The 26,776-nt window shown below is 58.5% G+C and carries 21 protein-coding genes and 1 pseudogene; 15 read left to right on the top strand and 7 right to left on the bottom strand.

All coding sequences use genetic code 11. The features are described from left to right. Positions 1 to 478 precede the first annotated feature (478 nt). The 6 genes from GUV69_RS19545 to GUV69_RS19570 all read left to right on the top strand — a co-directional run bounded on the left by GUV69_RS19545 (position 479) and on the right by GUV69_RS19570 (position 8,523). Positions 479 to 3,613: a hypothetical protein gene (locus GUV69_RS19545; RefSeq protein ID WP_164205425.1), complete on the top strand. Its 3,135-nt coding sequence runs from the start codon at positions 479 to 481 to the stop codon at positions 3,611 to 3,613. A gap of 123 nt (positions 3,614 to 3,736) precedes the next feature. Continuing rightward, positions 3,737 to 4,441: a hypothetical protein gene (locus tag GUV69_RS19550; protein ID WP_164205427.1), complete on the top strand. Its 705-nt coding sequence runs from the start codon at positions 3,737 to 3,739 to the stop codon at positions 4,439 to 4,441. A gap of 4 nt (positions 4,442 to 4,445) precedes the next feature. Continuing rightward, a complete protein-coding gene (locus tag GUV69_RS19555; RefSeq protein ID WP_164205429.1) occupies positions 4,446 to 4,727 on the top strand; it encodes a PqqD family protein in 282 nt (93 codons plus the stop codon). A 29-nt stretch (positions 4,728 to 4,756) separates the two neighbouring features. Then, positions 4,757 to 5,953 carry an ATP-binding protein gene (locus tag GUV69_RS19560; RefSeq protein WP_244292792.1) on the top strand — a complete coding sequence of 399 codons (1,197 nt, stop codon included), beginning with the start codon at positions 4,757 to 4,759 and terminating at the stop codon, positions 5,951 to 5,953. 47 nt (positions 5,954 to 6,000) lie between these two features. Further along, entirely contained in the window at positions 6,001 to 7,605 is a 1,605-nt protein-coding gene (locus GUV69_RS19565) for a tyrosine-protein kinase domain-containing protein (RefSeq protein ID WP_164205432.1), read from the top strand. 9 nt (positions 7,606 to 7,614) lie between these two features. Continuing rightward, a complete protein-coding gene (locus GUV69_RS19570; protein ID WP_164205434.1) occupies positions 7,615 to 8,523 on the top strand; it encodes a nucleotidyltransferase family protein in 909 nt (302 codons plus the stop codon). A 515-nt stretch (positions 8,524 to 9,038) separates the two neighbouring features. Here the strand turns inward: GUV69_RS19570 and GUV69_RS23295 are convergent. From GUV69_RS23295 to GUV69_RS19595, 7 genes and pseudogenes are all read right to left on the bottom strand, one after another. Next, on the bottom strand, positions 9,039 to 9,938 hold the full coding sequence (locus GUV69_RS23295; RefSeq protein ID WP_244292793.1) for a transposase: 900 nt from the start codon (positions 9,936 to 9,938) through the stop codon (positions 9,039 to 9,041). Beyond that, positions 9,881 to 10,153: a helix-turn-helix domain-containing protein gene (locus GUV69_RS23700; protein ID WP_164205455.1), complete on the bottom strand. Its 273-nt coding sequence runs from the start codon at positions 10,151 to 10,153 to the stop codon at positions 9,881 to 9,883. The genes GUV69_RS23295 and GUV69_RS23700 overlap by 58 nt, the downstream gene beginning before the upstream one ends. 95 nt (positions 10,154 to 10,248) lie before the next feature. Further along, positions 10,249 to 10,431: pseudogene (locus GUV69_RS23530) on the bottom strand (hypothetical protein); the annotation flags it as partial. Between the two features lie 451 nt (positions 10,432 to 10,882). After that, positions 10,883 to 11,443 carry a transposase gene (locus tag GUV69_RS19580; protein WP_164205436.1) on the bottom strand — a complete coding sequence of 187 codons (561 nt, stop codon included), beginning with the start codon at positions 11,441 to 11,443 and terminating at the stop codon, positions 10,883 to 10,885. 366 nt (positions 11,444 to 11,809) lie between these two features. Then, on the bottom strand, positions 11,810 to 11,956 hold the full coding sequence (locus tag GUV69_RS19585; RefSeq protein WP_164205438.1) for a hypothetical protein: 147 nt from the start codon (positions 11,954 to 11,956) through the stop codon (positions 11,810 to 11,812). 552 nt (positions 11,957 to 12,508) lie between these two features. Next, positions 12,509 to 13,150 (bottom strand): LPXTG cell wall anchor domain-containing protein, encoded by a 642-nt coding sequence (locus tag GUV69_RS19590; protein WP_164206804.1) that lies wholly within the window; start codon positions 13,148 to 13,150, stop codon positions 12,509 to 12,511. 179 nt (positions 13,151 to 13,329) lie between these two features. Further along, the gene (locus GUV69_RS19595) at positions 13,330 to 15,117 is read right to left on the bottom strand and encodes a DUF4012 domain-containing protein (RefSeq protein ID WP_244292795.1); all 1,788 of its coding nucleotides are present in this window, start codon (positions 15,115 to 15,117) and stop codon (positions 13,330 to 13,332) included. A 403-nt stretch (positions 15,118 to 15,520) separates the two neighbouring features. On the opposite strand from GUV69_RS19595, the gene GUV69_RS19600 reads away from it, so the two are divergent. The 9 genes from GUV69_RS19600 to GUV69_RS19640 all read left to right on the top strand — a co-directional run bounded on the left by GUV69_RS19600 (position 15,521) and on the right by GUV69_RS19640 (position 26,772). Beyond that, positions 15,521 to 16,915, top strand: coding sequence for a tyrosine-protein kinase domain-containing protein (locus GUV69_RS19600; RefSeq protein ID WP_164205439.1), 1,395 nt, complete (start codon positions 15,521 to 15,523; stop codon positions 16,913 to 16,915). Positions 16,916 to 16,987: 72 nt separating this feature from the next. Further along, entirely contained in the window at positions 16,988 to 18,775 is a 1,788-nt protein-coding gene (locus GUV69_RS19605; RefSeq protein ID WP_244292796.1) for a polysaccharide biosynthesis protein, read from the top strand. Then, positions 18,772 to 19,782, top strand: a complete 1,011-nt coding sequence (locus GUV69_RS19610; RefSeq protein WP_164205441.1) for an MraY family glycosyltransferase — start codon at positions 18,772 to 18,774, stop codon at positions 19,780 to 19,782. Before GUV69_RS19605 ends, GUV69_RS19610 begins: the two co-directional genes overlap by 4 nt. Continuing rightward, positions 19,779 to 20,732: an NAD-dependent epimerase/dehydratase family protein gene (locus tag GUV69_RS23650; RefSeq protein WP_164205444.1), complete on the top strand. Its 954-nt coding sequence runs from the start codon at positions 19,779 to 19,781 to the stop codon at positions 20,730 to 20,732. The genes GUV69_RS19610 and GUV69_RS23650 overlap by 4 nt, the downstream gene beginning before the upstream one ends. Beyond that, positions 20,729 to 21,973: a glycosyltransferase family 4 protein gene (locus tag GUV69_RS19620; protein ID WP_164205446.1), complete on the top strand. Its 1,245-nt coding sequence runs from the start codon at positions 20,729 to 20,731 to the stop codon at positions 21,971 to 21,973. Before GUV69_RS23650 ends, GUV69_RS19620 begins: the two co-directional genes overlap by 4 nt. Beyond that, the gene (locus tag GUV69_RS19625) at positions 21,970 to 23,028 is read left to right on the top strand and encodes an SDR family NAD(P)-dependent oxidoreductase (RefSeq protein ID WP_164205448.1); all 1,059 of its coding nucleotides are present in this window, start codon (positions 21,970 to 21,972) and stop codon (positions 23,026 to 23,028) included. The genes GUV69_RS19620 and GUV69_RS19625 overlap by 4 nt, the downstream gene beginning before the upstream one ends. After that, positions 23,025 to 24,122, top strand: coding sequence for a polysaccharide biosynthesis C-terminal domain-containing protein (locus GUV69_RS19630; protein WP_244292797.1), 1,098 nt, complete (start codon positions 23,025 to 23,027; stop codon positions 24,120 to 24,122). The genes GUV69_RS19625 and GUV69_RS19630 overlap by 4 nt, the downstream gene beginning before the upstream one ends. 6 nt (positions 24,123 to 24,128) lie before the next feature. Continuing rightward, the gene (wecB, locus tag GUV69_RS19635) at positions 24,129 to 25,265 is read left to right on the top strand and encodes a non-hydrolyzing UDP-N-acetylglucosamine 2-epimerase (protein ID WP_164205450.1); all 1,137 of its coding nucleotides are present in this window, start codon (positions 24,129 to 24,131) and stop codon (positions 25,263 to 25,265) included. Continuing rightward, positions 25,234 to 26,772: a DUF8712 domain-containing protein gene (locus tag GUV69_RS19640; RefSeq protein ID WP_164205452.1), complete on the top strand. Its 1,539-nt coding sequence runs from the start codon at positions 25,234 to 25,236 to the stop codon at positions 26,770 to 26,772. Before wecB ends, GUV69_RS19640 begins: the two co-directional genes overlap by 32 nt. The last annotated feature ends 4 nt before the right edge of the window (positions 26,773 to 26,776 follow it).

Raw genomic sequence — 26,776 nt, forward strand, 5'->3', positions numbered from 1 at the left:
CCCCAATGCGCGGTCGCGAGCGTTCTTGGAGGAGCGGCTTACGCCCTTGCGCCGCAAATCTGCTGGTACGGGGACTCCGCCGAAATCGCCGCCCCCTGCCGCGAAGGAAGCGCCTTTCCGGCGAGGTGAAAGGGAACCCGGCGGAGCAGACACGGAGGAATCCCCGGAAGCCGAGGAGGAGGAGAGGCCGGCTCCTCTGCCTGACCGACGGCGGCTGATCGAGGAGTATCGCAGGAAACAGGACTTAGGGCATCCGCCGGAGGCAGTGCCCGAGGCGCCCACGCTGCCGCCGCCCGCGAATAATTGGATCCCGTTTGGCCCGTCGGTCGTCCGCCAAGGTCAGGGCGGAGTCAAACCCGCAGTGAGCGGGCGCACGCCCGCGATTGCCCCTGTCGCCGGAGGCAGCCGCGCCTACATCGGCGCGGCAAACGGGGGCGTATGGCGTACTGAAGACGGCGGCTCTTCGTGGATATCGCTGATGGACGCTTTCGACCTCAATCCGGCTCACGCGAGCTCTGACAGCTTGTCCGTCGGGGCGATTGCAGTGGTGCCGGGGGCCGGCGTCGATCAGGACCGGATATACGTCGGGTCAGGCGAGGGGGCGGGCGGGGCATACTTCGGCGTCGGCCCGATTATTTCGTTGGACGGCGGGAAGAGCTGGGCCACGGAAAAGGTTTCCCCCGGCAGTGCGGAACTGGCCGGGAGCGCGTTTTATGCGCTTGCGGTCGATCCCGCTGACCCCGACCGTGTGGTCGGCGCAACCAGACGGGGTCTCTACCGCCGTGAGCCTGATGGGGCCGGAGGCTTTCACTGGGACAGCAAAACACCGCCGGGCCCGGGTTCGGCGTGGGCAACCAGCGTCGTCGTAGCCCGGACCGGGGGTACCACCACGTTCTATGCCGCGTTCTGGTTCGGTCCAGTCTATTCGTCGACCGACGGCGACACGTGGGCCGCCGTCGGAACAGGTTTTCCTGCGCAGGTTGGCCGCATCAGCCTTGCGGTTCAGCCGAGTAACCCCGGCGTACTCTATGCATTTACAGAGCAGGGCACCGTTTATCGCCTCGACACGGCCGCCGGAAACTGGCGGCAGGTCACGGGCCTGCCAGCAGCTGGTGACCTTGTCGGCAGCCAGGGCTCGTACGACTTGGCAATCGCGGTGGCGCCGGACAACGTCAACCGTATCTACCTCGGCGGATCGATTGTCTTCTCCGGGGGCGACTGGTCCGGAGCGCTCTACCGTTGCGACATGACGGTCAGCGCCGCTGCAGTATCAGCCGCCGCTACCTATATCGGCAATTCTGTTCATGCGGATATTCACACCATCGTGTTCACCCCAGGGAACGCAGCGCAGCTCTGGGTTGGCTGCGACGGCGGCGTCTGCCGCACTAACAACGCAACGGGCACTGGGGATTTGTTCACATCCCTGAACAAAGGCCTGCAGACGCTCACACTGAACTACCTCGGCCAGCACCCCACCGAGGACGCTGTGGTCTTCTCGGGGTCCCAGGACAACGGCGGCGAACGCTTCACCGGGGAGGAAGCGTGGCTATACACGTCGGGGGGCGACAGCGGCTATTTCGTCGTCAACTGGGTCAACCCTTATCGCGTCGCCGACACCTATGTCCGCGGCCTTGTCCGTCGCAGCACCACCGGCGGAACACGCTACAGCTACACCAACCACCCGGTGCCGCTACGGGCGGGCGAAGATGTCCTCTTCTACGCACCGCTCGTCGGAACACCACCGAATCCCGCGGCGCCAGCTGAGGCGGAAATTCTTGCCTTCGGCTCCGTGTGCCCGTGGATCAGCACCAATTTCGCTACAGGATGGCAGTCGATCCCGAACAATACGCTGGCCGGCGACCGGCTCAACGACAGAATAAAGTGCCTCACATTCGCCAGTGCGGCAAGACTCTATGCCGGAACGATGAGTGGGGGCGTTTACCGTCTGGACAGGTCCGGTGCCACGTGGACGCGCACGCAGCTCGACACCATAGGCGGGGCAAATATCCTGCCGCTTGAAGGCGTCGTGACGTCAATCGCCGTTGATCCCGCGGATGCAAGCGGCAACTCGATCTACATCACTTTCGGCGGCGTGGGGGACTACCGGCACATCTGGCATTTCGACGGCGCCCAATGGCAGCAGCGAAGTGGCCCTGCGGGCGGCGCCGTCGATGCGCTTCTGGACGTCCAACACAACGCCCTGGCCGTTGACCCGGTGAACCCCGCACATATCTACGCCGGGGCGGACATTGGCATATGGCGCTCCGATGATGGCGGCGGTACTTGGCAGGTTTTCTCCGATGGTCTTCCTGACGCCGCGGTGCTGGATCTGAAGCTGCATAATCCGCGCCGCCTGCTCCGGGCGAGCACCCATGGACGTGGGGCGTTTGAGCGCACTCTCGATAACTTGCCGAAACAGGGCATCGAGCTCTACGTACGGGACACCCAGCTGGACCAGGGACGGTTCCATACCGTCAATTCGATCCCGGACCCAGTCAATCAGGGGCAGACCGTTGTCCATTGGCGCGGCCCGGATATCAGGGTGGACACGCCCAACGTGAACGGCCAGTACCAATTCCCGCTCGGCGGAACGATTAACTTCCTGGACTTCGTCGACACGCTGAGTGATGATTCCCAGAATGTCGCGACGCACGCGACGGCGACAATAACCACCAGGGTCTACGTGCAGGTACATAATCGCGGCGTCGTCCGTGCAGACAATGTGCGGGTCATGTGCCTCCTGGCCAACGCGTCCGCGGGCCTGCCGCCGCTTCCGTCCGGATACCAGACGAGCGTGCAGAACGGAACTGGCATCAGCACTTCTAACTGGCAGACGCTCGGCGTGGTGACGCTGAACGATGTGCGGGCCGGGTTCCCCCAGATTGCAGCTTTCAACCTGACGTCGGACAAGCTGCCGCCGCCGGCGAACCTGGCCGGCAACCACCATTTCTGCGTACTGGCTCTGCTCCACCACGCTGATGACCCCTACACGTCTGCGATCACCAACACGGACGTTAATTCTGTTCGGGAACGCAAGGCAGCCCACAAGAACCTCGCCGTGGTCCAGTTCACCGGCACTCTCCCGTCGCCGCCACCGGCGATGGTCGCGTTCCGTATCCACGGGGCCGACGCCGAGCGGGAAGTTACGTCCGATCTGAACCTTAGTCTTTCCGGCTATCGCGGCCGTGTGAGGCTGTTTCTGCCGCGGCTGACAACGCGTGGCGCCGTTACGGAGGCGGGCGACGGCCTGTCTCCCGGTGAAGATTTCGAGCAGTTCAAAGTATGGGCAGCGGAACAGAATGAACTCATAACCACGAACCAGGGAAGCCAACACGAGTACCACAAAGCCTGGTCCAAGCAACGGCTCAGGGACATCCAAGCCGCTCTGGACCACGGTCTGATGTTCGTTGCGGCCAAGCGCAAAAAAGTGCGGCTAAGGGGCATCGTTCTTCCGCCCGGTGCTTCGCACACCTTGTTCCTCATGATCGACCGGCCGCGAGAAGGTGCGGTAGGAGATTCCTTCGGCCTGAGCATCGTTCAGCAGGATGCAGAACGTCGGAAAATTGTTGGCGGACTCGATGTCCGGGTGGAGATACAGCCAGACCACGGATAGAAATCGGAGAAGGCAACGCCGCTGCCGCTACATTGCCCAGTCCGGCGTCCCCTTCGGGTGCATCGCCGCAGGTCAAGGTGATCTTGAAGCAAAAAACAGCATAACTTGACCAAATCTTGCAATGTGATTGACCTAACCTTTAGTCGCGTTGGGAAGAGTGTGGACTGTCGCGACAACGCGCCGAGCACTTGGCCGGTCCAGAGGATCGCAGCCGAAACGATTTTGGGGGCGCAATTGTCTGAGGTTCTGAACGCAGAGGTCACGAGCAACGAAAAGGGCGGATTCAGCCGCCGCAGGGTAATGAAGGGAGTGGCCTGGACGGTGCCGGTCATCGTCGCGGCTGTCGGGGCCCCGCCCGCTGCGGCGTCACCGGGCCCGTTCAACACCCTGTTGGTTGATGCGTCGGCGTCGCGAGATACGACGTTCGCTCAGTTTGGCAATGCCGCACCAGGCCAGAACCGCCCCGGCCAAGGCCCGGTGTCTTTTCACGTGACGAACAAAAGCGGTGCACCTTCGGGTGCGATATCGGGCACGATCACGATTGAGTCGCCAGACAAGGTCGACCCAGGCGTGGGGATTGTGCTCAGCAAGTTCACGCAGGGTGTGTTGACCCCGAAGACCTTGCCTGCGGGATCAGCATATTTCGCTGATTTCAGCCTTTCGGGCGGTATCGCGAACACTGCGACTGCCGTTTTCCCGCTGGCTTTCTACTACACCGGTACTGACAAAAGGGCCGCACCGAACAAGCAGTTCAAGCTAACGATCTCCTTCACCACGCCGGCAGGTCTGGCTGGTCTGTCCGCCACCCTGGTACTTGGCGCAGGCTAGCCAAATGACCTGGCGCCACGCCACCGACATCGCACAAGTCCGCACCGAATCAGCCAACCGCGTCGCGCTACTCCACCTAGACGCAAACCAGCCGGTCGTTCTCGAAGGCACAGCAGCAGCAATCTGGGATCTGATCGACGGCCACCGCACCGAACAAGAAATTCTGGCCGAGCTAGAAGCCAGCTTCGACGACGAAAGCGGCCAGATGGAGTCCCAGATCGCCGACTTCCTAGGGCATCTCCAACAGCAGCACCTGATTGAACCTGCCAGCGCCGCTGGCCACTAACACCAACAGCTTCAGATCCGGGGGGAATCATGAGCAACAGCAACGTACAAACGGCGTGGGCGCCACTGCAGGTTGAGGAAATGCTGGGCGGAAGGCACCCGCTGTGCCTGGACATCTTGGGCGTGCAGTTCACTGTGCGCTGGGGCCGGGGGGTCACCGGGCAGCAGCGGGAGAGGATGCGCTCAGCGTGGGCGCGGTGTGCCAGTGACAGCGCACCTCACCTTCCGTCTTTGCCGCGCGAACCAAACGGCTCCCAGCCGTTTTCAGCGTCCGTCACCTACCAGGCACCCACGGACGACGGCGGCACCTTCGCCCTGCAGGCAGCTTCCTTTGAGGAGCTGGCTGAGAACCTGACCTCCCGCCTTACCGTCGCCGCCATTCTGGCTAACGCTGGGCAGCTCACCATGTTGCACGCCTGCGGGGTGGCTGACCCGGCCACGGGGGCGGTGGTTGCTCTGGTTGCCAATTCCGGAACCGGTAAGACCACCGCAGCAAGAGTTCTGGCCGGAACCTATGGTTACGTCACGGACGAGACGGTGGCCATTAGGCCCGACGGCTCAGTGGTCCCGTACCCTAAGCCGCTGTCCCTGAAGCAGGAGTACCTTGTTCCAAAGCTCCAGGTGGGCCCGGACGAGCTCAAACTCCAGCCCGCTCACACCAAGCCCTTCATCCAGTCCATCGTGCTGTTGGACAGGGTTGAGGGCAGTCACCCGGTCCTTCCAACCCTACGCAAGGTGCCACTCGCCGACGCCTTGCTCGCACTGATTCCGGATTCGTCCTCCCAGGGCGAAATCGACCAGCCGCTGCAGTCGCTGTGCCGCCTCATCGACAGCGTCGGGGGAGTGTGGCGGGTGACGTATTCGGAAGCCGCCGACCTGCCAGCAGCGTTGCAACCGCTCTTTCAGGAGCAGCTCCGAACGAACTCCGAGTGGGAAGCGCCCGCCGTTGAAACCGAGGCGGGTCACATCCCGGCGGGCTGCATCCGGCGCACAGCACCGAAAGATGCCCTGGCCGTTGGTGACGACCTCCTGCTCATGCTGGATAACGAGATTGTGCGGCTGAGCGGTATCGGCCCGGCAATCTGGAAAGCAACAGCGAAAGCCGTGGCGGTAGACCAGCTGGCCGACGAAGTAGGAAAAGTGCACGGCCGCCAGGAAGGCTACCGGGACGCCGTCTCCGAAGCCGTCCAGCAGCTCATCACAAAGTCGGTCTTGGAAAGTAACTAGCGCCAACCCCGGCCCACCAGCACCCGAACGAATGAGAAGGAACCACCATGAGCGTCACAACAGCCACCCCGGGGGAGGCACCTGCAGGCCTGGATCTGATTGACTACCTGCGGGTGGTCAGGACGTACTGGAAGGCGATCGTAGCGTTCACCCTGCTGGCCACATTGACGGCATTCGGCTGGACAGTTCTCCAGCCCAAGATTTACTCGTCGGATTCCAGCGGCATTGTGGTGACGCCAGGCTCGGACAACGTGAGCCTCTCCCTCGCCGGCGACAGCCTGGCTAAGGCAAAGGTTAAGAACTACGAGTCAGTGGCAAAGTCCCGCCTCGTGGCGGACAGGGTCATCGCAGACCTGGGCCTCAACACAACGGCAGATGCACTGCTCGGCACCATCAGCGTGAAGGTGCCGCTGGACACTGCCGAGATTCGGGTGACGGCTCAGTCGAAGGACCCCGCCACCGCACAACGAGTTGCCGACGCTTGGGTCAACGGCCTCGCCGCCCAGGTGGAAGCGATCGAAACAGCATCTCCCGCCGATGCAGTAGTTGAGCCCGGCACAACAGCGGCGCCCGACGCCGGAACGTCAGTTGCCGTGCCAGCGTCGGCAGTGCGGGTACTCCCGCTGGGTAAGGCGGTGCTTCCCACCAGCCCCGTGTCACCCAACGTGAAGCTCACCCTTGCGCTCGGTGCGCTCATTGGCCTGGCCCTCGGTGTGGCGTATGCGCTGGTCCGCCGGCATCTGGACCGTCGCATCCGCAGCGCGGCCGAAATCGAGCGGCTCTTCGGCGTACCCGTGATCGGCGCCCTCCCCGTCGACCACCGTTTGGACGGAAAGAGCACTGTCCTGGAAGACGGGACCACAGCCCAGCTCCACGACGCCGGCGGTGCGATGGCCGAGGCTCTCCGGGAACTGCGCACCAACCTCAGTTTCCTTGACGTGGACCGGCCGCCGCGGATCATCGTGGTCACCAGCTCTATGCAGGCAGAGGGGAAATCCACCGTCACGGCCAACCTGGCTGTCACCATGGCAGCGGCAGGGGAAAATGTCGTTGTGGTCGACGGCGATCTCCGCCGCCCCACGCTGGTGGACGTTTTCAGTCTGGTTCCGGGCGTCGGGGTCACCGATGTTCTCACCGGGACCGCGGAGCTGGGCGATGTTCTTCAGCCCTGGGGTGCGCTGCCTAACCTCTCGGTGCTCGGCTCCGGCCGCATTCCCCCGAACCCCAGCGAGCTGCTGGGGTCCAGGGCCATGAAGAACATGCTCACCACCCTTGCGGAGAATGCCATCGTCCTGATCGACGCCCCGCCGCTTCTCCCGGTGACGGACGCCGCGGTACTCTCCAGCGTGGCGGACGGGGCCGTAGTGGTGATCAGGACGGGCAAGACCACCCAGGAGCAGTTGGCGGTGTCGCTTGGGAACCTCGCTAAGGTTAAGGGTCGGATCCTGGGTGCTGTGCTTAACTATGTGCCGACGCGGAGAGAAGGCTCCTACTCCTATTACGGGACTTACAAGTCCGCGCCCGCGCCCGCGGCGGTGCCTGCTCCCGCTCCGGCCGTTGCGGTCGCTCCGGAGCAGCCCGGTCCCCGGCCTGACAGTGTGGAGGGAAGTCTCCTAGATTCCGTGCCTGCCGGTCGGCGGGCGAGAGTCTAGGTTCCAGAAATGGAAGATGACGCCATGGAGGCGGAGCTCAGTATTCCTGAGGCCGTCCTATTGGGCCACGCCCTTATGGCAGGGATAGCTGAAAGCCTAGGTATACGGGCCTTCTTCATCAAGGGGCCGGCTAGCCTGATTCAGGGGTTGCGGTTGCCCAGAACGTCGGGTGATGTGGATGTTTTCGTGGCACCACAAGATCTCGAATCCATGGTCAACGCTCTGCGGAAGCGAGGGTGGCGGGAACGCCCGGTGGATCCGGACAACAGGACATTCCAAATGCATTCGATTACGTTTGACCACGCGAACTGGCCATGCTGCGTTGACGTCCATTTCCGCTTTCCGGGCATGGAACACGCCGCGGAGGACGTCTTTGAGGTGATGTGGGCAAACACCGAGGTCCTTGAACTTGCAGGGCGGGAAGTGACGGTTCCGTCAAAGGTACTGGGAATTCTTATCCTCGCCCTTCATGCCCTCCGCTCACCTCAACTTCGGGCGAATATTCGTGAACTCGAGTTCCTGACGGTCATCAGCGAACGGGAACAACACGCTGCCGCCCTACTGAATATCTCCGGGGCAACTGGTTCCCTCGCGGCCATGCGCACCTTTCTACAGGACCTCCTTCCCCTGCGGAAGTCGGTGGTGTGGCCGGACGCGACTGCGGAGTGGCGCAACCTCGTTATGGCCAAGGAACCGGGGAGCGCGCGTCTTATCGCACTAGCATCAGCCCCACTGCGGGACAAGCCCATGATGCTGTTTCGTTCAGCCTGCCCACGGCCGGAGGCCTTCCTGAGCCGGAACATATATGCTGACATGTCTCTCAGCGGTACTCTCCGGCAACACTTCGTGAGGTGGGTGCGCTTCGTTCGTGCGGCACCTAGGATTGTGCGAGACTTCCGCCAACTGCGGAATGGGTGACCACCTGGACGGGCAATTGCGCCTGCTATGGGAGATCCGTTATATGGTGAATTCGGGTCCGGCGGCTTGGTGGAGTCTTCCTTCGAGTGTGATGGCGAAGGCGTTCAGGGCAAGCTACTGTCGTGCCCTTATTCTGCCGGTGAGGTCCAGCGCGCGCGTGGTCAAACACAGGCATCTCAGGCGGGCTGCCAGGGACACATCAGCCTGCTGACAACCGTCCGACGGTAGCAGTCGTTGAGCCGATGGCCTTGGTGCTGTAGAGAACCCATCCCGTCTCCAAAAACGCATGATCATCGCCTCAGGCATTCCACCAGAGCCAGATGGTGGCCGGGTACTGTTTGCCCCATCTGCGGATGGTGCCGTGTGGATCATGCGGCGGCCCGGCGCTCGGTCCAGCTTGGGTGGTGTTCCGCGGACGCACGATGCAGTTCTGGACAGTAGCGAAGGGCCATGCTGTGGTGACCGGCTCCGGCCGCCCTTACGATCTCAGGGTGACGCTAATCGCGACATAGAATTCATGCACGGTAGCTGAGTTGCCCTACGCGTGGTGACCCTCGGAGAGTCGGCTGGCAGGAGGCCAATTCCAGCGACTTTTGGCGGCTCTTTACGGTTCGTGGGAAATGGATCCCTGAGATGAGTGTCATGCCGCGGTTTGGACGGCGCTTTTCAAGAGAAACTGATTTGTAGTTGGCGGGGTTGCGGTACCCGCGGGATTTGCGCTTGATATTTTTTATGGCGGTGTTATTGGCCTCGACTTTGCCTGTCGTCGCGCCGGTAATGATGAGCACCTCGATCTCTTTCCACCATCTGCAGACGGTGCGGTAGAGCCTGTTGGTCTCAGGTCGTGCTGCTGTCTTGACGAGTTCTTCGAGCTTTGTTCTCGCTGCCGCGGCGTCCTCCAGGGAGCCTGTCCGCAGCAGAACCCTGAGCTGATCTTTGACCTTCCAGACTGCTTGCAGGGTGCCAGTCGGATCATCGACGGCGAACACTTCCTCCAGTCGGAGCGCAGCCCGGCAGCTGGGGGTGTCGCGGCCGCGTAGCAGGAGCATGCGGTGCGCCCAGGCCTTGTCGATGGCCCTGCCGCGGCGGCCCTTGACCTGCTGCGACAGGTTCTGCCGAGTTTCGGTCATCGCCTGGTTGGCCACCGAGATCAGGTGGAAGTGGTCCACCGCGGCGGAAGTCCTAAGCAGCCACATGCGCAACGCTTCGCGGAAGGCGGCAGAGGGATCAATGGCGACGACCTGAACGGCGAGCCGCCACTCAAGAGGACGGGCGAACAGCCAGTCCCCGACACCCTTGTGGTCCCTTCCGTCCACGATGCCCAGGACCTGGCCGGTGTCCAGATCGGCGATGGTCGTTATCCAGGGTTCGAACCGCGTCCAGGCCTTCGTCCCCGGGTCTTGGAAGTAGCGCACGGACGGAACCGGTGCTCATCAATGCCAAGTATCCGGGGGCTGAGCTTGTCCACGTCCGGAAGCCTGAGCAGATACGCCTCGGTGACGGCAGCGCGGACCATCCACCAGGACACGGCGAAGCAGAGGGCTGTCTCAGACACTGCCCTGCCGGAGCTAATGACGGCATCCACGAGCTGGTCCCGAAGCCGGCTCGTGGAACGGGCACGGCGCGGCACCTGGGATCGAAGAACGACAGCCGATCACATTCAGCTTCTTCGAAGTACCAGCGGTACTTGGACCAGAGTACGTCTACCGGTCCGGCAACTGGAATATCGCGGAGCCGTTGGAAGCGGCGCTCCTTCCGCCGGGAGGCGATGACCCCGCAACTCGGGCAGCTCGTCGGTCTCGACGACGACTTGCCGCCGGCCAGCGGACATGGTGGTGGAAATGACGTGATAGTTGGGCAGGTTGAAGAGGATGATGGCAGCGTCGGCCGCGACCCCGGTAGGCTCAATCAAGGCTCGTGGTCCTGTTCCAGGTTGAAATGCTTAGACACACTCCTCCCAGCAGGAGCCACGGGCCACTTTGTCTTCAACGACACGAACTCACCCCCCCACAAACCGTGAAGAGCTTCCCGCTTGTCAACAGTTTTTTAGCTCTGGACGGCAGGCAGGGTGAGTGCACCGTCGCATGTGTTCCGCGGTGACGGGAAGTGCGTCCATCGGGGACGGGACCGGGTCGTTGGGTCGCTGGTTTGCACCCCCGGACTGGTGGGGAGGAAGATCGCCAGCGGCCTCAGAACCGGGGTGGCCGTGATCGATACTTACCGTGTCAGGCGGGCCCGTTTCGCTTCGATCGTGTGGGACCGCGACTGGCTGCGTTGCTTGGGTGTGACGGTGTAATGGGAGGCGATGAGCTCTTTCGCGGCCCGTTTGGTGACTGGCTGTCCCTCGAGGTCCCGCAGCTCATACATTTGCCCGGTGGTGAGGGTGTTCCAGGTTCTTTCGGCCAGTTTCCTGGCGACAGCGATCGTGGCCTGTGTGTGGCAATGGCCGTGTTCGGTGATAGAACGCGGCCAGCTGGGGATCCATGGTCCGGGCGACGCTGCCGGCCTGGTAGAAAGCCAGGCACAGGGGTGCCGGTCCTTCCTTGCTGATGGCCCGGCGGGACTGGTTCATCGTCCCGGAGGACCAGTTCGAAGGGGTGATGCCGACATAGTTCGCTGCTTTCTTGGCACTGTCGAACCCTGATCCGTCGCCGAAGAAGGCGCGGATGCAGGGACCGGTTGCCGGGCCAACACCTGGCAGGGACAGGATCAGCGGGTCATCGCCGTAGAGCTGCTCCCACCACTGACGTGCATGGGAAGTGAAGCGCTCCACCCTTGCCCTGGATTCCTGCAGGTCCGTGAGGTGTTCGGTGACGTCGACGGCCAGCGCGTCCAGGTCCAGGTGACCGTCCCAGAAATCCGCCCATCCCCTGGCTGCGGTCTTGATCGCCGTCGCGCGGGCGGGGTGTGTCGGCGACATCGCGAGTGTGCTCGGCGACCACAGCCGTCAGCGTCGCCACACGCGCCGATGCCAGGGAACGGAGGTGGGGCCAGCGGCCCAGCACGGCGAGGGCCGTGGATTCGGATCCGGCGAACGCGGTCCACACATCGGGAAACGCCCACCTCGCCAGCGACAGCAGCCGCCGCCAATACCGGTTCCCGTCAACCACGGCGCCGGCCCGGCGGACCACGGCCCGCCGCAACGCCAGCTGTCCCGGGGGTGCCAGGACCAAGGGTGGCGGGTCGAAGATCTCCCCGGCGTGGGTGAGGACTTGGGAGTCTATGACATCGGATGTATTCTTGCCCATGATGACTCCGCGCAGCCGTGCAGAGTGGCGGGCACCGATCATTTCCATCTGGCCGTGAAACGGCTTAGGTGTTCTGTTCCGTCGTCGAAAAACTCCCGCACCGCGATATGGTGGCGTGCCGTGATGGCCGCGTCGATACCCGCCACTGCGCGCACGACTCCGCCGGGTTTATCCTGATTTTGCATGATGGTTCTCCGCCTCGCATCGAATACGTGCGGTGTGAAAACCCGTCTTTGCCGGTCCACCAGCCGAGTCACCAGGCCGGGCTTCCCCATCCTTGGGGAGAACCGTCATGCACTGTTCTGAGCGCCGGCGGCGACCTCCCTCACACGCCCGCGACTGCTGAGGAAGCGTCGGATACAGTTCCCGCGCTTGTGAGTCATTCGGTGCCCGCCCGGACGAAATCCGGTGCTGCGCACCGCTCTCTTCCGGCCACCAATTCCCTCAATCGTGTCTGCTTGGAAGACAGTCCGGGGGCGACGATCTCTTTCACGAGCCGTGACGCCCAGCCGAAAACCGGAACTACCCCGGCCCCTCCCAAGGCCACCGTAAACGACGACCACCCCACGTCAACAGAGGTACTTAAGGGATACAAGCCCTTTTGACAGTTTCCTCCCAATGCCTCGAAAGGTTATGTCAGTTCCTGGTTGGACCTTGATTACTCTAACTGCAGTAGGGCGGGTGGTTCTCCGGATTCCCGGGGAACCACCCGCCCTATTTTGCTTGGTGTTCTGCGGCTAGGCTGCTGCTGCCTCGGCCTTAGCACGACGGCGGACCACAAAAACAGATGCAGTACCAGCGGCAAGTGCACCAACGCCAGTCAGGGTCCAGAGGACCAGGGTGGAGTCAGCACCTGTGTTTGCCAAGGAGCTTCCCGAGTTAGCAAGGTGCGCCGAAGCGGGTGCTCCGTTGTTCCCGCCTGCGTTAGATCCTGAAGCGCCTCCGTTGGCGAAACCTGGGGCAACTACAACACGGACGGGCCCTACGGTGTAGCCGGTCACATCGCTCGTGGCGGTAAGAAGGTAGGAGCCCGCTTCCCGGATCGTGACGGGCACCGAGAACTTGCCTTCGCTATCGGCCTGGGCCGACAGAGTCTGGGCTTCAATGAAAATGCTGATCTTGCTTGAGAACGAGGTTCCACCAGCAATGTTCGCCCCTCCGGCGGCCGGCGCATTGCCGGGGGTGACGCGAATGGTGAGGGGTTCGCCACGGAACGGACCCTGGCCGCTGAAAATAAACTGCTCGCCCGGGCCAACGGTGCCGTCAGAAACGGCCGCCTGCGGCGGTACAGCAGGATAGCGACCTTGTGCTAGTGCTGGTGACGAACCTATTAGGGCGATGGTTCCCGCAAGTGCGAGTGCTGCTAATGCTTTTTTCATGTTTGTCCCCCCGGAGACGTTAAGATTTGGTGTACCCGAATTCAGGAAGTCTTCCACAGCAATAAGTCGTGTACCTGTTTACTGACATGTATCCCTGGAAGAAGCTACCATCTACCCTGTCTCCCGAGCAATATCAATGTAAACCATTCTAAGGAGTGTTAACAAACCGTTCACAAATACTAGTTACAGGGAGCTGTAACTGTGGGCAGGATCACATCGCGAACATTCTGCACCGTGGGCGTAACAAGTATGCTCGGCGACCCGCCCTGCATAAAGCTTCCGAAGGTCACGTCTACGGTGTGACTTTCACCAGGGCCTAGTTTTATGGCGAGCACGCCCACGGGCCTTTTGCCATGGAGATGCGGCGCAAAACTAGTCCGTTGCCCATCTAATTTGGCGGTTTCGATGTTCGAGTGGGCAGGGCCATACACCACTATGTTCGTCTGCACCACACCCGGCGGCACGCCAAATAGTCCTGCTCCAGTGACGTAGGGTGAGAGCGAAGTAGCAGCATCGGCGGGGGCAAAATTTGTACTGGTAACACGCACTGTCGTCTGCCAGCCATCACTCTTGGGACATTCCTGAATTAGTTGCACTGTGCGCTTGACGTGAAAGTCCATCTTTGCGCCAGTGCCGTCGTTGAAGAAAGCCCCAAAGGAGTTAGTGCCAGCGTCGGGACCGGAGGATATAGCTCCTCCTAGCCTTTTTGATTCTAAGACAAGCTGTTCATCGTCCCAGCGACTCCACACGTGCAGGCGATTCTCCGCTGTGCTTTGGGCTAATGCCTGAGCGAGCTTCGTTGGGGGCACTTTGCCCGCCGAGAGGACTTCAAACACTTGCTGGGCGGCGTACCCGAAGAACTGGTCCTGCCCCCGATTGTCCGTAGCCGAGTAGACGTCCGACAAGAGCGTCTTGACAACGTTCTCGGCAGTGAGTGCGGATGGCAAACTGCCTGGGATGCCTAGCGCTGTGGCAGCATCCAGCGGCACCGGTCCCGAAGCAGCAAGTATGTGCGAGAGGACGGTGGGATCGATTGCCACCACCCCATCAATGGTCGTACCGTACCGAACTTCCCACATGTCCTTGGCTGCCCGAGCGACGCTCGGGAAGTCGGGTGTCATGTTCACGTCACTGATGTACGTGCCCAAACGTGAGCTAAAGATTTGTTCTTGCTCTTGGTCGATGACAACCGGTGGAGTAAATTTTCCGAGCTGCGAGCCGCTGGCCTGGGCTGTCATTTCGATTTTTCCGTTGTCGGTACTTACAACCACTAAGGCTCCTGGGAGCCCTCCGGTCGCTCGGACCTCGGCGCTGTTTTGAATGAGAACGAGGTAGTTTCTCGGCTCTGTTGACCCCAGCATGGGAGGGAGGATTCGGAAAATTTCAACGGCATCGTGGAGCTCAGCCTTCGACTCCCGAAGAATACCGGTGACTTCATCGAGCGGGCCGGCTATTTGAGGTAGTAGTTGACGCGTATCTATGTTCTCTAGTTGAGTTGTCGCTTGTTGAGTTGCCGAAAAGGCGGAGTTAACGGCCTCGAATGCTTCCCTGATAAGGCCAACATCAACCGTGCCCTGAGACGGCGTAAGATCGCCGGAAGCAAGCAAATCACTTGCCGTCAATAAGGGCTCTCCAGCGCGAACTGACATGGCTTCGGCCTCGTGCGCGACTATGCTGATGGCTCCAAAATTCTGCCCCACTACTGGCAGATGGCCAGCAATCTTCCACATAGGATCGTTCACCGTGTCACGGGCGGCTTGTGTGTGGTCTGCAGCGCTAGTCAGAAGGCGGTGGGATTCTTCACTATTCTTCGCCATAACTTGCGTCTTGATTTGTGGTATCAGCAACGCTGCTGAACTCAGGTGATGTCTGACTTCCGTCGTGAGGTGAGCCAGATACAGCCCTGCGCTGCAAATCATCCCAACTGCGAAAACGATTGCTAAAATGCAACGGTTCCTGAAGCGCATTCGGGAGCGTCGTCCTTTACTCCACTGAGCACGGCTGACCCTTGTGGAAGCGGAGCTTCCGCTCCCGTCGGTTGGCGTTCCGGAAGTTTGCTCAGCTAACAAAGTTTCCTCTCCGGTCCAATTCGGGTGTCGACGTGTTTCCGGTCCAAGCACTTGCACGCTTGCAGCGGCAAGGTGGAGTGCCGTGCGAGAGTAGGACGCTAGCGAGCTAATCTCCGCTTTAATGGGCAATGCGTACAAAGAGAAGCGGATTGTGACTTCGATTGTAACCTCAACGGTTGGATCAATGTAACGTAACTCGGGGGCTTAGCCGCGTGTTTTAATAGACAGGGGGCGCCGAGCGCATGCCCATGCTTGTTTTCGTGATGGAGCTGCTTCGGCGGCGGAAAATGCCGGGGAACTTATGGAGTTGAAAGACTACTTTCGTGTCATCCGGCAGCGGTGGATTTCCATCGTTGCCGCTGCTTTGCTGGGGCTGGGCTTAGCGGCTGGATACACGATCTTGCAGACCCCGCAGTATCAGGCGAAGAGTCAGCTCTTCGTATCGGTCAGGGGCGGCGCGTCAGCGTCAGACGTGTCACAGGGCAATGCTTTTGCCGAAAAACGCGTCTCATCATACGTGAACCTCGCTACGAGTCCGAGAGTTCTTCAGGCGGTTGCTCAAGAACTCGGCATGAATAGTGGGGCTAAGGCGCTCACGGGGAGGGTTGCAGCCACCACCCCGGCGCAAACGGTCCTCATTGACATCACAGCGCACGACGCGAGCGCTCAACAGGCAGCGGCAATAGCGAACTCCACAGCCAAGCAACTCATAGCGGCAGTAAATGAAGTCGAGGATGTCAGCATTGTCCACTTGAGTGTGTTCGAACAGGCCACAGCTTCGGCTTCCCCGTCGTCCCCCCGGGTGCCGTTGAACTTAGCACTGGGAGTGCTGCTTGGTCTTTTTGCCGGTGCGAGCTTTGCATTTCTCCGCGAGGTTCTGGACACGCGGATCCGAAATCAGGTCGACGTTGAAAGAACGGTTAAGGCAGGCATTCTAGGAACGTTCTCTACTGATCCAAGTGTTGAACGGGAACCGTTAGTGACGCAGAGCGACCGATTCAGCCAAAGGGCAGAAAGCTTCCGGCAACTCCGGACACACCTTCACTTTACAAACATCTCCGGAGGGACTCAGACGGTTGTAGTATCATCGTCCATCCCCGGCGAAGGAAAGACATCAACGGCGGTCAACCTGGCCATTATGCTAGCTGAGAGCGGGACGCGAGTGCTGTTGGTGGACGCAGATCTGAGACGTCCACGAGTAGCGAACTACCTTGGTATTGAAGGCTCAGTTGGTCTCACGGGTGTACTTTCACATTCGGTGACACTGGACGACGCCATTCAAACCTGGGGTATTGGCGGTGGCCTCCATGTTCTCGCCTCCGGCCGGTCTGCTCCTAACCCCAGCGAGCTCCTGGGATCGCCAGCAATGGAAAGACTTCTGGCCCGGTTTGAAACAGACTACGAGGTAGTGATCATTGATGCGCCGCCTCTGCTCCCGGTCACGGACCCGGCCGTACTCGGCTCCATGGCGAGTGGAGTTGTTCTCGTGGTCAGCGCTGACGGCCAGACCAACCGTTCCGACGTATCACAAGCCGTTGCCAATTTGGAAGCAGTCAACGCCAGGCTGCTAGGGATCGTTGTGAACCGGCTCGAAAAGTCAGCCACCAGCCACACCTACTATGACTACCGGCCCGACTACCTAGAGTCCGGTAAGCGTGGTAAGTCAAAGAAGAATATATTCAGCCCGCAGGGCTGAATAGCCAGCCCTCAAGGGCTCAGGCCTAATCAATATCGAACAAATTGAAATTACTATTGGGGGAGATGTCGGATGAGCGGCAATAAACTGCGGCTGAAATCGGCTATGACATTCCGGTGGCGAGAGTACTTAGTAGATGCTGGTGTGTGGGCCGCAGCCATTCCGCTTAGCCTAATGATCAGGTTGGATTTTGATCCAACACAGATCGCTCCCACCGTGGTCGGTCTAGTCATCGCTTTGGCCGCGATACTGCAAGCCGCTTTCGGCTGGACTTTCGGTGTATACCGGTACAGGCACCCATATGGTTCGCGACACGATGCCCATAATCTGATGTTAGTGGTGGGCAGCGTCGGCGTAACGATAACGATCGCACGTTTTCTTGTGTCCGCATCGGACAGTTTTCCGCGGAGCGTGCCCCTCATCGCGCTTCTCGTCGCGTTCGTCCTTATGGCTGGCATCCGCCTGTTTACAAGGGCTATTCGTGAGCGAGGCTATCGACCAGGAGCAACGGCCGCTCCGGCCCTCGTTTATGGTGCCGGCCACCTCGGACAGCACGTTATCCAGCAGATGAACAAGGACCGATATTCACCATTCCGGCCGGTTGGCGTGATTGATGACAACCCTCGTCTTCACGAATTCCGGGTTGAGGGCGTCCCCGTTCTTGGCGGAAGTGGTCAGTTGGCGAGTGCCGCTCGAGAGTCGGGAGCTGAGGTGTTAATATTCGCCATTGCGCGAGCGGATGCCTCAGTCATGCGACGAGTCTCGGACGAGGCGGACGCTGCCGGCCTTCGACTGTTGGTCCTTCCCTTGCTGGCGGAGGTGCTTGAAGGACACGCCCAACTCGGTGACTTACGGGACGTGTCCATTGACGACATAATTGGTCGTCATCCTGTTGACACTGAAGTAGAGTCGATTTCCCATTACGTTAAGGGAAAGCGTATCCTCGTCACTGGTGCCGGTGGTTCAATAGGTTCGGAATTGTGCCGGCAGTTGTGGCGCTATTCTCCGGCAGAGGTACTAATGCTGGACAGGGATGAATCCGGCCTCCACGGCACGCAGATGTCTGTGTTCGGCCACGGGCTCTTGGACACAAGCGACGTGATTCTTGCCGACATCCGCGACAAGAAGGTGCTCACGGAAATCTTTATTAAACGGTCGCCGGATGTAGTCTTCCACGCTGCGGCGCTGAAGCACCTCCCGATGCTGGAGCAGTACCCAGAGGAAGCTTGGAAGACTAACGTCCTGGGTACGCTGAACGTCTTGGAAGCCAGCAGGGCCGCTGGAGTGGCAACGCTGGTGAATATTTCCACAGATAAGGCGGCCGACCCAACGAGTTTCCTTGGTAGATCCAAACGGATTGCTGAGCAACTCACTGCCTGGATGGCTTTGGACAGCGGACTGACCTATCTCTCAGTGCGCTTTGGAAATGTTATTGGCAGTCGAGGTTCGATGTTGCCAACTTTTCTTGCCCAGATTGAGGCCGGGGGGCCTGTCACGGTGACCGATCCCGATGTCACCAGATATTTCATGACTATCCCGGAGGCTTGTCAACTGGTTGTTCAGGCGGCTGCAATAGGGCGGCCAGGCGAAGTGCTCATCTTAGACATGGGCCAGCCCATCCGCATTCTAGATGTGGCTGAGCGGATGATTGCTATGTCGGGGAAACCGATCGAAATCAGTTTTACAGGTTTGCGACAAGGCGAAAAACTGCACGAAGCTCTAATCGATGTCGGTCAAATCGACGAACGGCCCTTTCACCCGAGTATCTCGCATGCCAACGTCCCAGTCCTTCATCCGGATAATCTGCCCGAATCCCATGAGCTGTTCGCCGCAAAAGTTATGCAGAATCTGCCGTCGTGACTTCAAGCATCATAATAGCTTTGGGGGTGCTCTTAGCACTCGTCCTTCCCCTGTGGATTTACCCTTGGCTGTCCCGGCTCGGGGTTGTCGACCTGCCAAATGCGCGTTCTTCGCATGAGGTCCCCACAGTCCGAGGAATGGGAGTCGCGCTCGCCATTGCGGCCTGTCTGACCACAGCTTCTCTCGCAGTTGTGGAGGAGGAAGGCCCCGGACACTTGGTTGGTCTGACGCTACTAGGCGCGGCCGCCGCATCATTAGGGTTCTTGGAGGACTTGCGAGGTATCCCTGTAGCCAAACGCGCCGGTCTGCAGATACTCATTGGAGCAATTTTCGGCGTTGTTGTTGTGTGGCTGTCCGGGGGCGACGACTGGTTTTGGGTTCCAATAAGTGCTATCGCAGTTGCCGCTTACATTAACGTGGCTAATTTCATGGACGGTATTAATGGGATATCTGGACTACATGGTGGAATTGCAGGCATTTCCTACGCGGTCTTGGGAGCGGTTTCAGACCGACTGTGGATGACGCAACTCGCTTTGGTTGCGACTGGGGTTTTTCTCGCGTTCCTCCCGTGGAACTTGTCCCGCCGGAGGGTCTTTCTGGGAGATGTGGGCAGCTATCTTCTGGGTGCATGGATTGTCGGGATTGCGATCTTGGCAGTCGCGTCTGGAATCTCGCCAATCCTAGCGGCAGGACCCATGGTCATCTATGCCGCAGATACTGGGTTTACGCTTGCGGTAAGAGTCCGCAGAGGTGAGCGGTGGTTCGAAGCTCATCGAAGCCACGTTTACCAGCTACTGGCGGCGCAGAACGGGCAACACGCTAGCATAGCGCTGCTTGTGGCCGGGTTTTCGGCCCTGACGGCCGCGGCCTCCTTTGTGTCTTTGCACCCATCCTGGATTGCTTCGGCCGGGTCCATGGGGTTGATGCTCTTGATCGCGATCGCCTATCTTTGCCTGCCTAAGATTTTGAGTAAAAGGACACGCCAATCGATGAAGGGCGCGAAATGAGAATATTGGTTACCGGAGCGAACGGTTTCCTTGGACAGCATGTTTGCGAGCGACTACTTAAGGATCAACATAACGTCGGGGCTTCCGTCAGACGGCAAGGCACGGCCCCTGTTGGAACACTGGAATTTGTGGTTGGCGATCTCGGCAAAGATGTCAACTGGGATGATTCACTTCAAAATGTTGACGCAGTCATTCATTTGGCTGCCAGAGTTCACGTAATGGATGATCAAACCAGTGATCCCGCGGCTGAGTACCAACGAGTTAATGTGGATGCTACTCACAAGCTCGCGCTTCGCGCTCGCGAGCTGGGAGTCAAAAGATTTGTGTTCATGAGCACTATCGCTGTGAATGGCAGCCGTACCGGGGCGAACCCGTTCGACGTCCACTCGGAGCCACAACCTTCGGGATATTACGGCACTTCGAAGTGGGAAGCTGAACAGTCACTTGCAACGCTGTCCGCCGAAGGACCCATGTCAGTGATCTCTGTAAGGGCGCCGATGGTTTATGGTCCCGACGCACCCGGTAATACCCGCCGGCTGGTTCAGCTCGCAAAGACTGGGCTACCTGTGCCATTGGCCAGCGTCAATAACAAGCGGACATTAATTTCGGTCAGGAATCTTGCTGATCTGCTCGCGACCTGTGCTACGGAGGCGGGGCTCGGCAGCGGGCTAGTTGTGGCAGCTGATGACTACAGTCCGTCCACAGCGGAGCTTTTTCGAGAGATATCTGTGTCATTGGGGCGTCGACCTAGAATCTGGAGGCTTCCGGTTTCTATTCTGTCAGCCCTGGGTAGCGCTGTTGGGAGGGGGCGCGATGTGTCCCGACTCGTTGATTCTTTAGAGGTCAAGAACAGCACCACTGTGAGCGGTCTAGCGTGGACACCAATTGTCCCTTTTCAGGAGGCAGTCCATGAGCTTGGAATGCATGCTGCGGGAAGATTCGGGGCATGAGAATTCTTGTTGTATCGCAGTATTATGACCCGGAACCTGTTTACCTTCCAGGCACGATAGCTAGAGGCTTGGCCGAACGCGGACACGACGTAACAGTTGTTACAGGTTTCCCCAATTATCCTGGCGGCAAAGTTTATTCCGGCTTTCGTCAGCGTCCTGCTCATAGGGAGCAAGATGGTGCGGTAAAAGTGCTCCGTACGCCGATTTGGATTAGTCATTCAAAAAATCCGCTGGGGCGCATTCTGAATTACCTGTCATTTGCTGTCTCATCGTTTATTACCTCCTTTGCCGTCCGGAATATTGATGTCGTCTATGTATATTCGGCGCAAATGACAGCGTCCTTGGGTCCGTCCCTGCGACGGTTTTTCCGAGGTACGCCATACGTTCTGCACGTGCAGGACCTCTGGCCAGAGTCAGTGACGGGCTCATCGATGGTAGGCGGTGGCAGGATGTCGCGCCTCATATCGGCCCTGCTCAAGCCGTGGTTGACGGTCCTCTATAAGCAGGCGACCGCTACAGTGGCGATCGCCCCGACCATGGCCAAGATGCTCGTCGCGCGAGGAGTTCCCTCAGCCCGCATAAGGATGGTCTTCAACTGGGCGAACGAGAAGCCGGACGGCGCCAGAGGGTCAGTATCCAGAGACCACGGCACTTCAGTCCTGAAGCGTGAAGAGATACTCGTCGTATATGCCGGAAACTTGGGCGATCACCAAGACTTGGAGACCGTTATACGGGCTGCAAAAGCCGTTGAGACTCACGCCCGACTGCGTTTTGAACTCTACGGTGCAGGTGTTGCCAAAGAGCGACTTGAGGCCTTGGCCCAGTCACTAGGCGTGAACAATCTCGAGTTTTGCGGCACGGTCGGTGCGAGTGAAATAAAAGATGTATACGCCAAGGCAGACTTCCAACTAATAACCCTCCTAGACCGCGAAATTTTTAGAGGAACTATTCCATCAAAATTTCAAGCCGCTTTGTTTAGCGGTTCTGCCATCATGACTAATGTGAGCGGAGATGTTGCTTCTATTTGCTCAAACGAAAATTTTGGACTCACATGCGAGCCTGGCTCTGTTGAAGCGATGGCAGAAATGTTTATTCAAGGTGCACAGAAAACGGCGTACGAGCGTCAATCTATGGCAGCGAATGGCCGTCGTTTTTACCTAAGCGTCATGTCGCTTGATCAAGGGCTGGAAGCTCTTGAAGATATTCTCATTGAGGCAGCAACTGCAGGGAAAATGAAATGAACAACACGCATTATTATGAAGGCAAGAAGATTCTCATTACTGGTGGAACAGGTTCGTTCGGCCATACCGTCGCGAAAAAGTTGCTCGACACGGGGGTTGAGCAGATTCGCATTCTTAGCAGGGATGAAGCTAAGCAGGACGCCATGCGGCACGAGGTCCCTGACTCTCGTTTGAAGTTCTATGTCGGTGATGTCCGCGATTTCGACAGTGTGGATCGCGCCACAAAGAATGTGGACTACGTTTTCCATGCAGCTGCCCTCAAACAAGTTCCTTCGTGTGAGTTTTTTCCTATGGAGGCTGTCAGGACGAACATTACTGGTAGCGAAAATGTGGTCCGTGCCGCAGAGAAAAACAGTGTTCGATCACTGGTCTGCTTGAGCACAGACAAGGCGGTATATCCAGTAAATGCCATGGGAATGAGCAAGGCCATGATGGAGAAAGTCGCTCAGTCCCATGGGTTGAACAATCCGGAGGCGGAGACGATTGTTTCTTGCGTGCGATACGGCAATGTCATGTACTCGCGCGGTTCTGTCATCCCGCTCTTTATTAAGCAACTCAAAGCTGGAAAGCCACTGACCGTTACGAACCCGGACATGACACGCTTCCTTATGTCGCTGGCTGACTCCGTGAGCCTCGTTCAGTTCGCATTTGAGCATGCATGCCAGGGGGATCTGTTTGTGAAAAAGGCTGCGGCTTCGACAATCGCGGACCTTGCTCAGGCAGTCGCCAATCTATTTGAATCCAGGAGTGAAATCAGGGTGATCGGTACAAGGCATGCTGAAAAGCTTTCCGAAGCACTGGCCACCCGTGAGGAGCTGACACGTGCTAAGGACATGGGAGATTACTTCAAAGTGCCAGCTGACAACCGTGACCTCAACTATGGTGCGTTCTTCGAATCCGGAGATGTCAACCAAGCCAATTACTCAGACTACGATTCCCACACGGTGGAGCGAATGAGTGTTGCACAGATCGAAGACCTTCTGCTTACGTTGCCAGAAGTCCGCAAGGAACTTGCCGCTGCGGGAAAGATGGATCGGATCGGCGCGTCATCGTGAAGATAGCAATGACTGGGGCTGGAGGCTTTTTAGGTTTCCATGCTCGGGCCTTAGTGCGCAGTCTGGGCGGGGAGAGCGTTGCTGTGGGCCTCGGGGAGAAGTATTCCCCCACGGCAGCCTGTGTCGGTCTGGACGGAAGCCAACGTTTGATTCACATGGCGGGTGTTAACCGTGGGTCAGATGCAGACGTCCGTGACGGTAACCTCCAATTCGCAAGGCAATTGGCGGACTCGCTCCGCGCAGTCGCTTCGCCTCCAGCGGAGGTTACTTACGCCAATTCGGTCCAAGCCGGCAACCAGTCCGTATACGGCGAAGCGAAGTCTGAAGCTGCGGACATAGTGCGGGGTGCCGCGGAGTCCGTTGGCGCGAACTTTACTAATGTACTTCTGCCAAACCTGTTCGGCGAGCACGGACGTCCCTTCTACAACTCAGTTGTGGCGACGTTCTGCGAAATGCTGCAGACCGGGAAGCTGCCCGAGGTAAGAGACGATAAAGAATTGGTCTTGCTGCATGCGCAGAATGCGGCTGAAGTACTCTTGGGTACCGTGAAAGTCGACGACATGGAGTCATTGACCACACGCCGAAGGGTTTCGGATGTTCTGACTCAGCTGCAGTGCATCCACGAGACATACCGGAGTGGTGACATTCCCATTCTCAACTCTGATTTTGATCGCGACCTGTTCAATACATATCGTTCGTATCGCCTTCAGCGACCGCAGGATGTGGCCTTTTCATTGGATCGTCGGGATGACGCACGCGGGAGTTTTTTTGAGGTCTGTCGCTCGCATGGCGGGCCGGGCCAAGCGTCCTTTTCGACGACGGTTCCAGGTATCACGCGGGGACAGCACTTTCATCGGCGCAAGGTCGAACGCTTCGTGGTTTTATCCGGCCACGCTCAGATCTCCATGCGGCGCCTTTTCAGCGATGAAGTTGTGTGTTTCGAAGTCAACGGCTCGACCCCGGTGGCAATCGACATGCCAACCCTTTGGACTCACAAGATTACTAATACTGCAGAGTCTGAACTCTTCACCATGTTCTGGACGAACGACGTATTCGATCCGGCAAATCCCGACACGTTTGCAGAGGAAGTCTAAGAAGTCATGACGTTGAAGCTCAAAGTCGCTACAGTAGTTGGAACCCGACCAGAAATTATTCGCCTTGCCGCAACTATTAAGCGCTTGGATAAATACACCCATCATATTCTTATCCACACAGGACAGAACTATGATTACGAACTGAACGAAATTTTTTTTGAGGATCTCGGTCTACGCAAACCGGACCATTTCTTGGAAGCTGATGTTTCCTCCCTTGGCGCGGTGTTAGGCACCATCCTGATGAAAGTGGAGGCCGTCCTACTGGCGGAAAAGCCAGACGCCATGGTCGTGTTGGGAGATACGAACAGCTGCATCGCTGCAGTTATGGCTCGTCGGCTGAAAATCCCCGTCTTCCACATGGAAGCGGGAAACCGTTGTTTCGACGAGAATGTTCCTGAAGAGGTCAATCGCCGCCTTGTGGATCACGTCGCCGATTACAACCTGGTTTACACGGAACATGCACGGCGAAACCTTCTTGCTGAAGGCATCCATCCCGCGCGAATCTTGCTCACGGGTTCGCCCATGAAGGAAGTTCTCAACTCCAATGCCGGAGCAATCGATGCTAGTGACGCGTTGGAGCGCCAGGGTCTCAGCGCTGGACAGTACGTTCTGGTCAGCCTCCATCGTGAAGAAAATGTAGACAGCCCCGAGAGGCTGCGAACTGTTCTTGAAGCTCTAAATGAGGTTGGTAAGCAGTACGACGTGCCGGTGTTGCTCTCGACGCACCCACGCACACGAAAGCGCCTTGAAAGCCAGCCGGAAGCGCTCAAAGCCGGCGTGTCCCTGCACCCCCCGTTCGGCTTCAATGACTACGTTAAATTGCAAAAGGAAGCTCTAATAGTCCTTTCAGATAGCGGAACTATAAGTGAGGAGTCTTCTCTTCTAGGTTTTGCTGCAGTAACGCTTCGCGACTTTATTGAAAGGCCGGAGTCGCTGGATACCGGCAGCATCGTGACGTCAGGTTTAAACAAGGAAAGCATCCTCGACGCCATTGCCCTGACGCTTGGCCAAATTGAGGAAGACGGTTTCGCGCCTGCACCCGCCGACTATCAAATTGCTGACACTTCACGCAGGGTGGTCAATTTCATCCGGTCCACTGCCCACAGCCATCATGCAAGAACGGGTATTCGAGTTGTTAGCTAGGGAATCGTTGCGCGGCGAGGCGCTGTCTCGCCCGTCGACTCCAATATTAAGTGTCACGTCTGTCCTGTTTTTCTTCTGCGCAGGCGCTGCGTGGGTCGGGGCATCCGGTGTTCTTGATCAGGATTATCATATTTTTTGGTTGGCCGTGGCCTTGAGCTTTTTTTTGGCCGGCCTCTTTTTCTTGATCTTTTCTCACACCAGAGGCTTTGGACTTAGCAGCTTCCGGCTCGGGCCGTGGTTTCTCGGATACGCGGTCGTTGCATATGGGCTGGCCTCCCTGACGCTGGTGGGCCCACTGGACATATCGCTAAGGGTCATCGACAAATCGTCTTTCCCTACGGCTTTTGGTGTCGTCGCGATCGGCGCGGCAGCCTGGTCGGTCGGTTATGCGACGGGTCCGAGTCGGGCTATCCGGCGAGCGTTCTTGGCTGGGAGAGTCCTAGTGACGAAAGGACTCTCTGGCTCTATCCGCGGACGTGGTGTCCTGCTCGTCCTATTCACACTCGCCATGGGTGCAGACGTTTTCGGGATAGTAGTCGACGGAAGATTTGGCTACCTCGGCGAGGCTACCAACGTTACTGCAGCCACGGTTCAGTGGTATGGTCAACCGCTTTCTATTCTGTCCAATCTCAAATATGTAGCGCTGTTCGGGGCGGCAGCGCGGGTGTATGTTGAGAAGAAGGACAGCCCCATCCCGTTCCTAATTCCATTGGCAAGTGTAACTTTACTCTGGGGATTATTGGAGGGCATGAAGGAATCGTTCGTCACCTGCTTGGTTAGCATTGCCGTCCCGTACTTTATCGGGAAAGGAAAACTCAAGCTGCTGCCAATTTTCATGACGTTGGTAGTTTTTGTTGTTATCGTAACACCTGCCGTTTCTGCGCTCCGGACTGATGTGCGTGGTGACCGAGGATCAATGGACGTAAACAGTGCATTGGCAGCAGCAACTGAACGGATTTTTTCCACCGATACTTACAACGGTTCGAGCGACAACGATTCTGTTGACTCAATCGCCTCACGCGTACGGCTTGTGGACAACGTCGCGGTCATTGCGCAGCGGACCCCCAGCGAGATTCCATTTCGATCAATGGACGAACTCGCAATCGCTCCGATTTCCGCCCTGATACCTCGCTTATTTTGGCCCGATAAGCCTGTCCAGATTTCTGGATACGAGTTTTTCAAGAACTACTACGGCGGGTTGTCCAAGAGTTCTAGTGCGATCACGCTGCCAGGATCACTGTATCTGTACGGGGGAGTGTCCGTGGTAGTAATTGGTATGTGCCTGTGTGGTTTTCTGTTGCGTGGCTTCGATGATGTCATTAGAGCGCGTTCGAGTCTAACCGGTGCTCTGCTTGTCTCAATAAGTTTCACGATTATTGTCAAACAAGAGATTGACGTTTCAACGTTCCTGGCGACCATTCCGGTCTTGGCTGCCACTTGGATCATTGGTTGCCGGGCATTGTTCGTACCATCCAACAATGTAGTGACTGCATCCAGGGGGAAATAACGCT

Origin of the sequence: [Micrococcus luteus] ATCC 49442, from assembly GCF_010367585.1 — a bacterium.
GTDB lineage: Bacteria > Actinomycetota > Actinomycetes > Actinomycetales > Micrococcaceae > Arthrobacter > Arthrobacter luteus_A.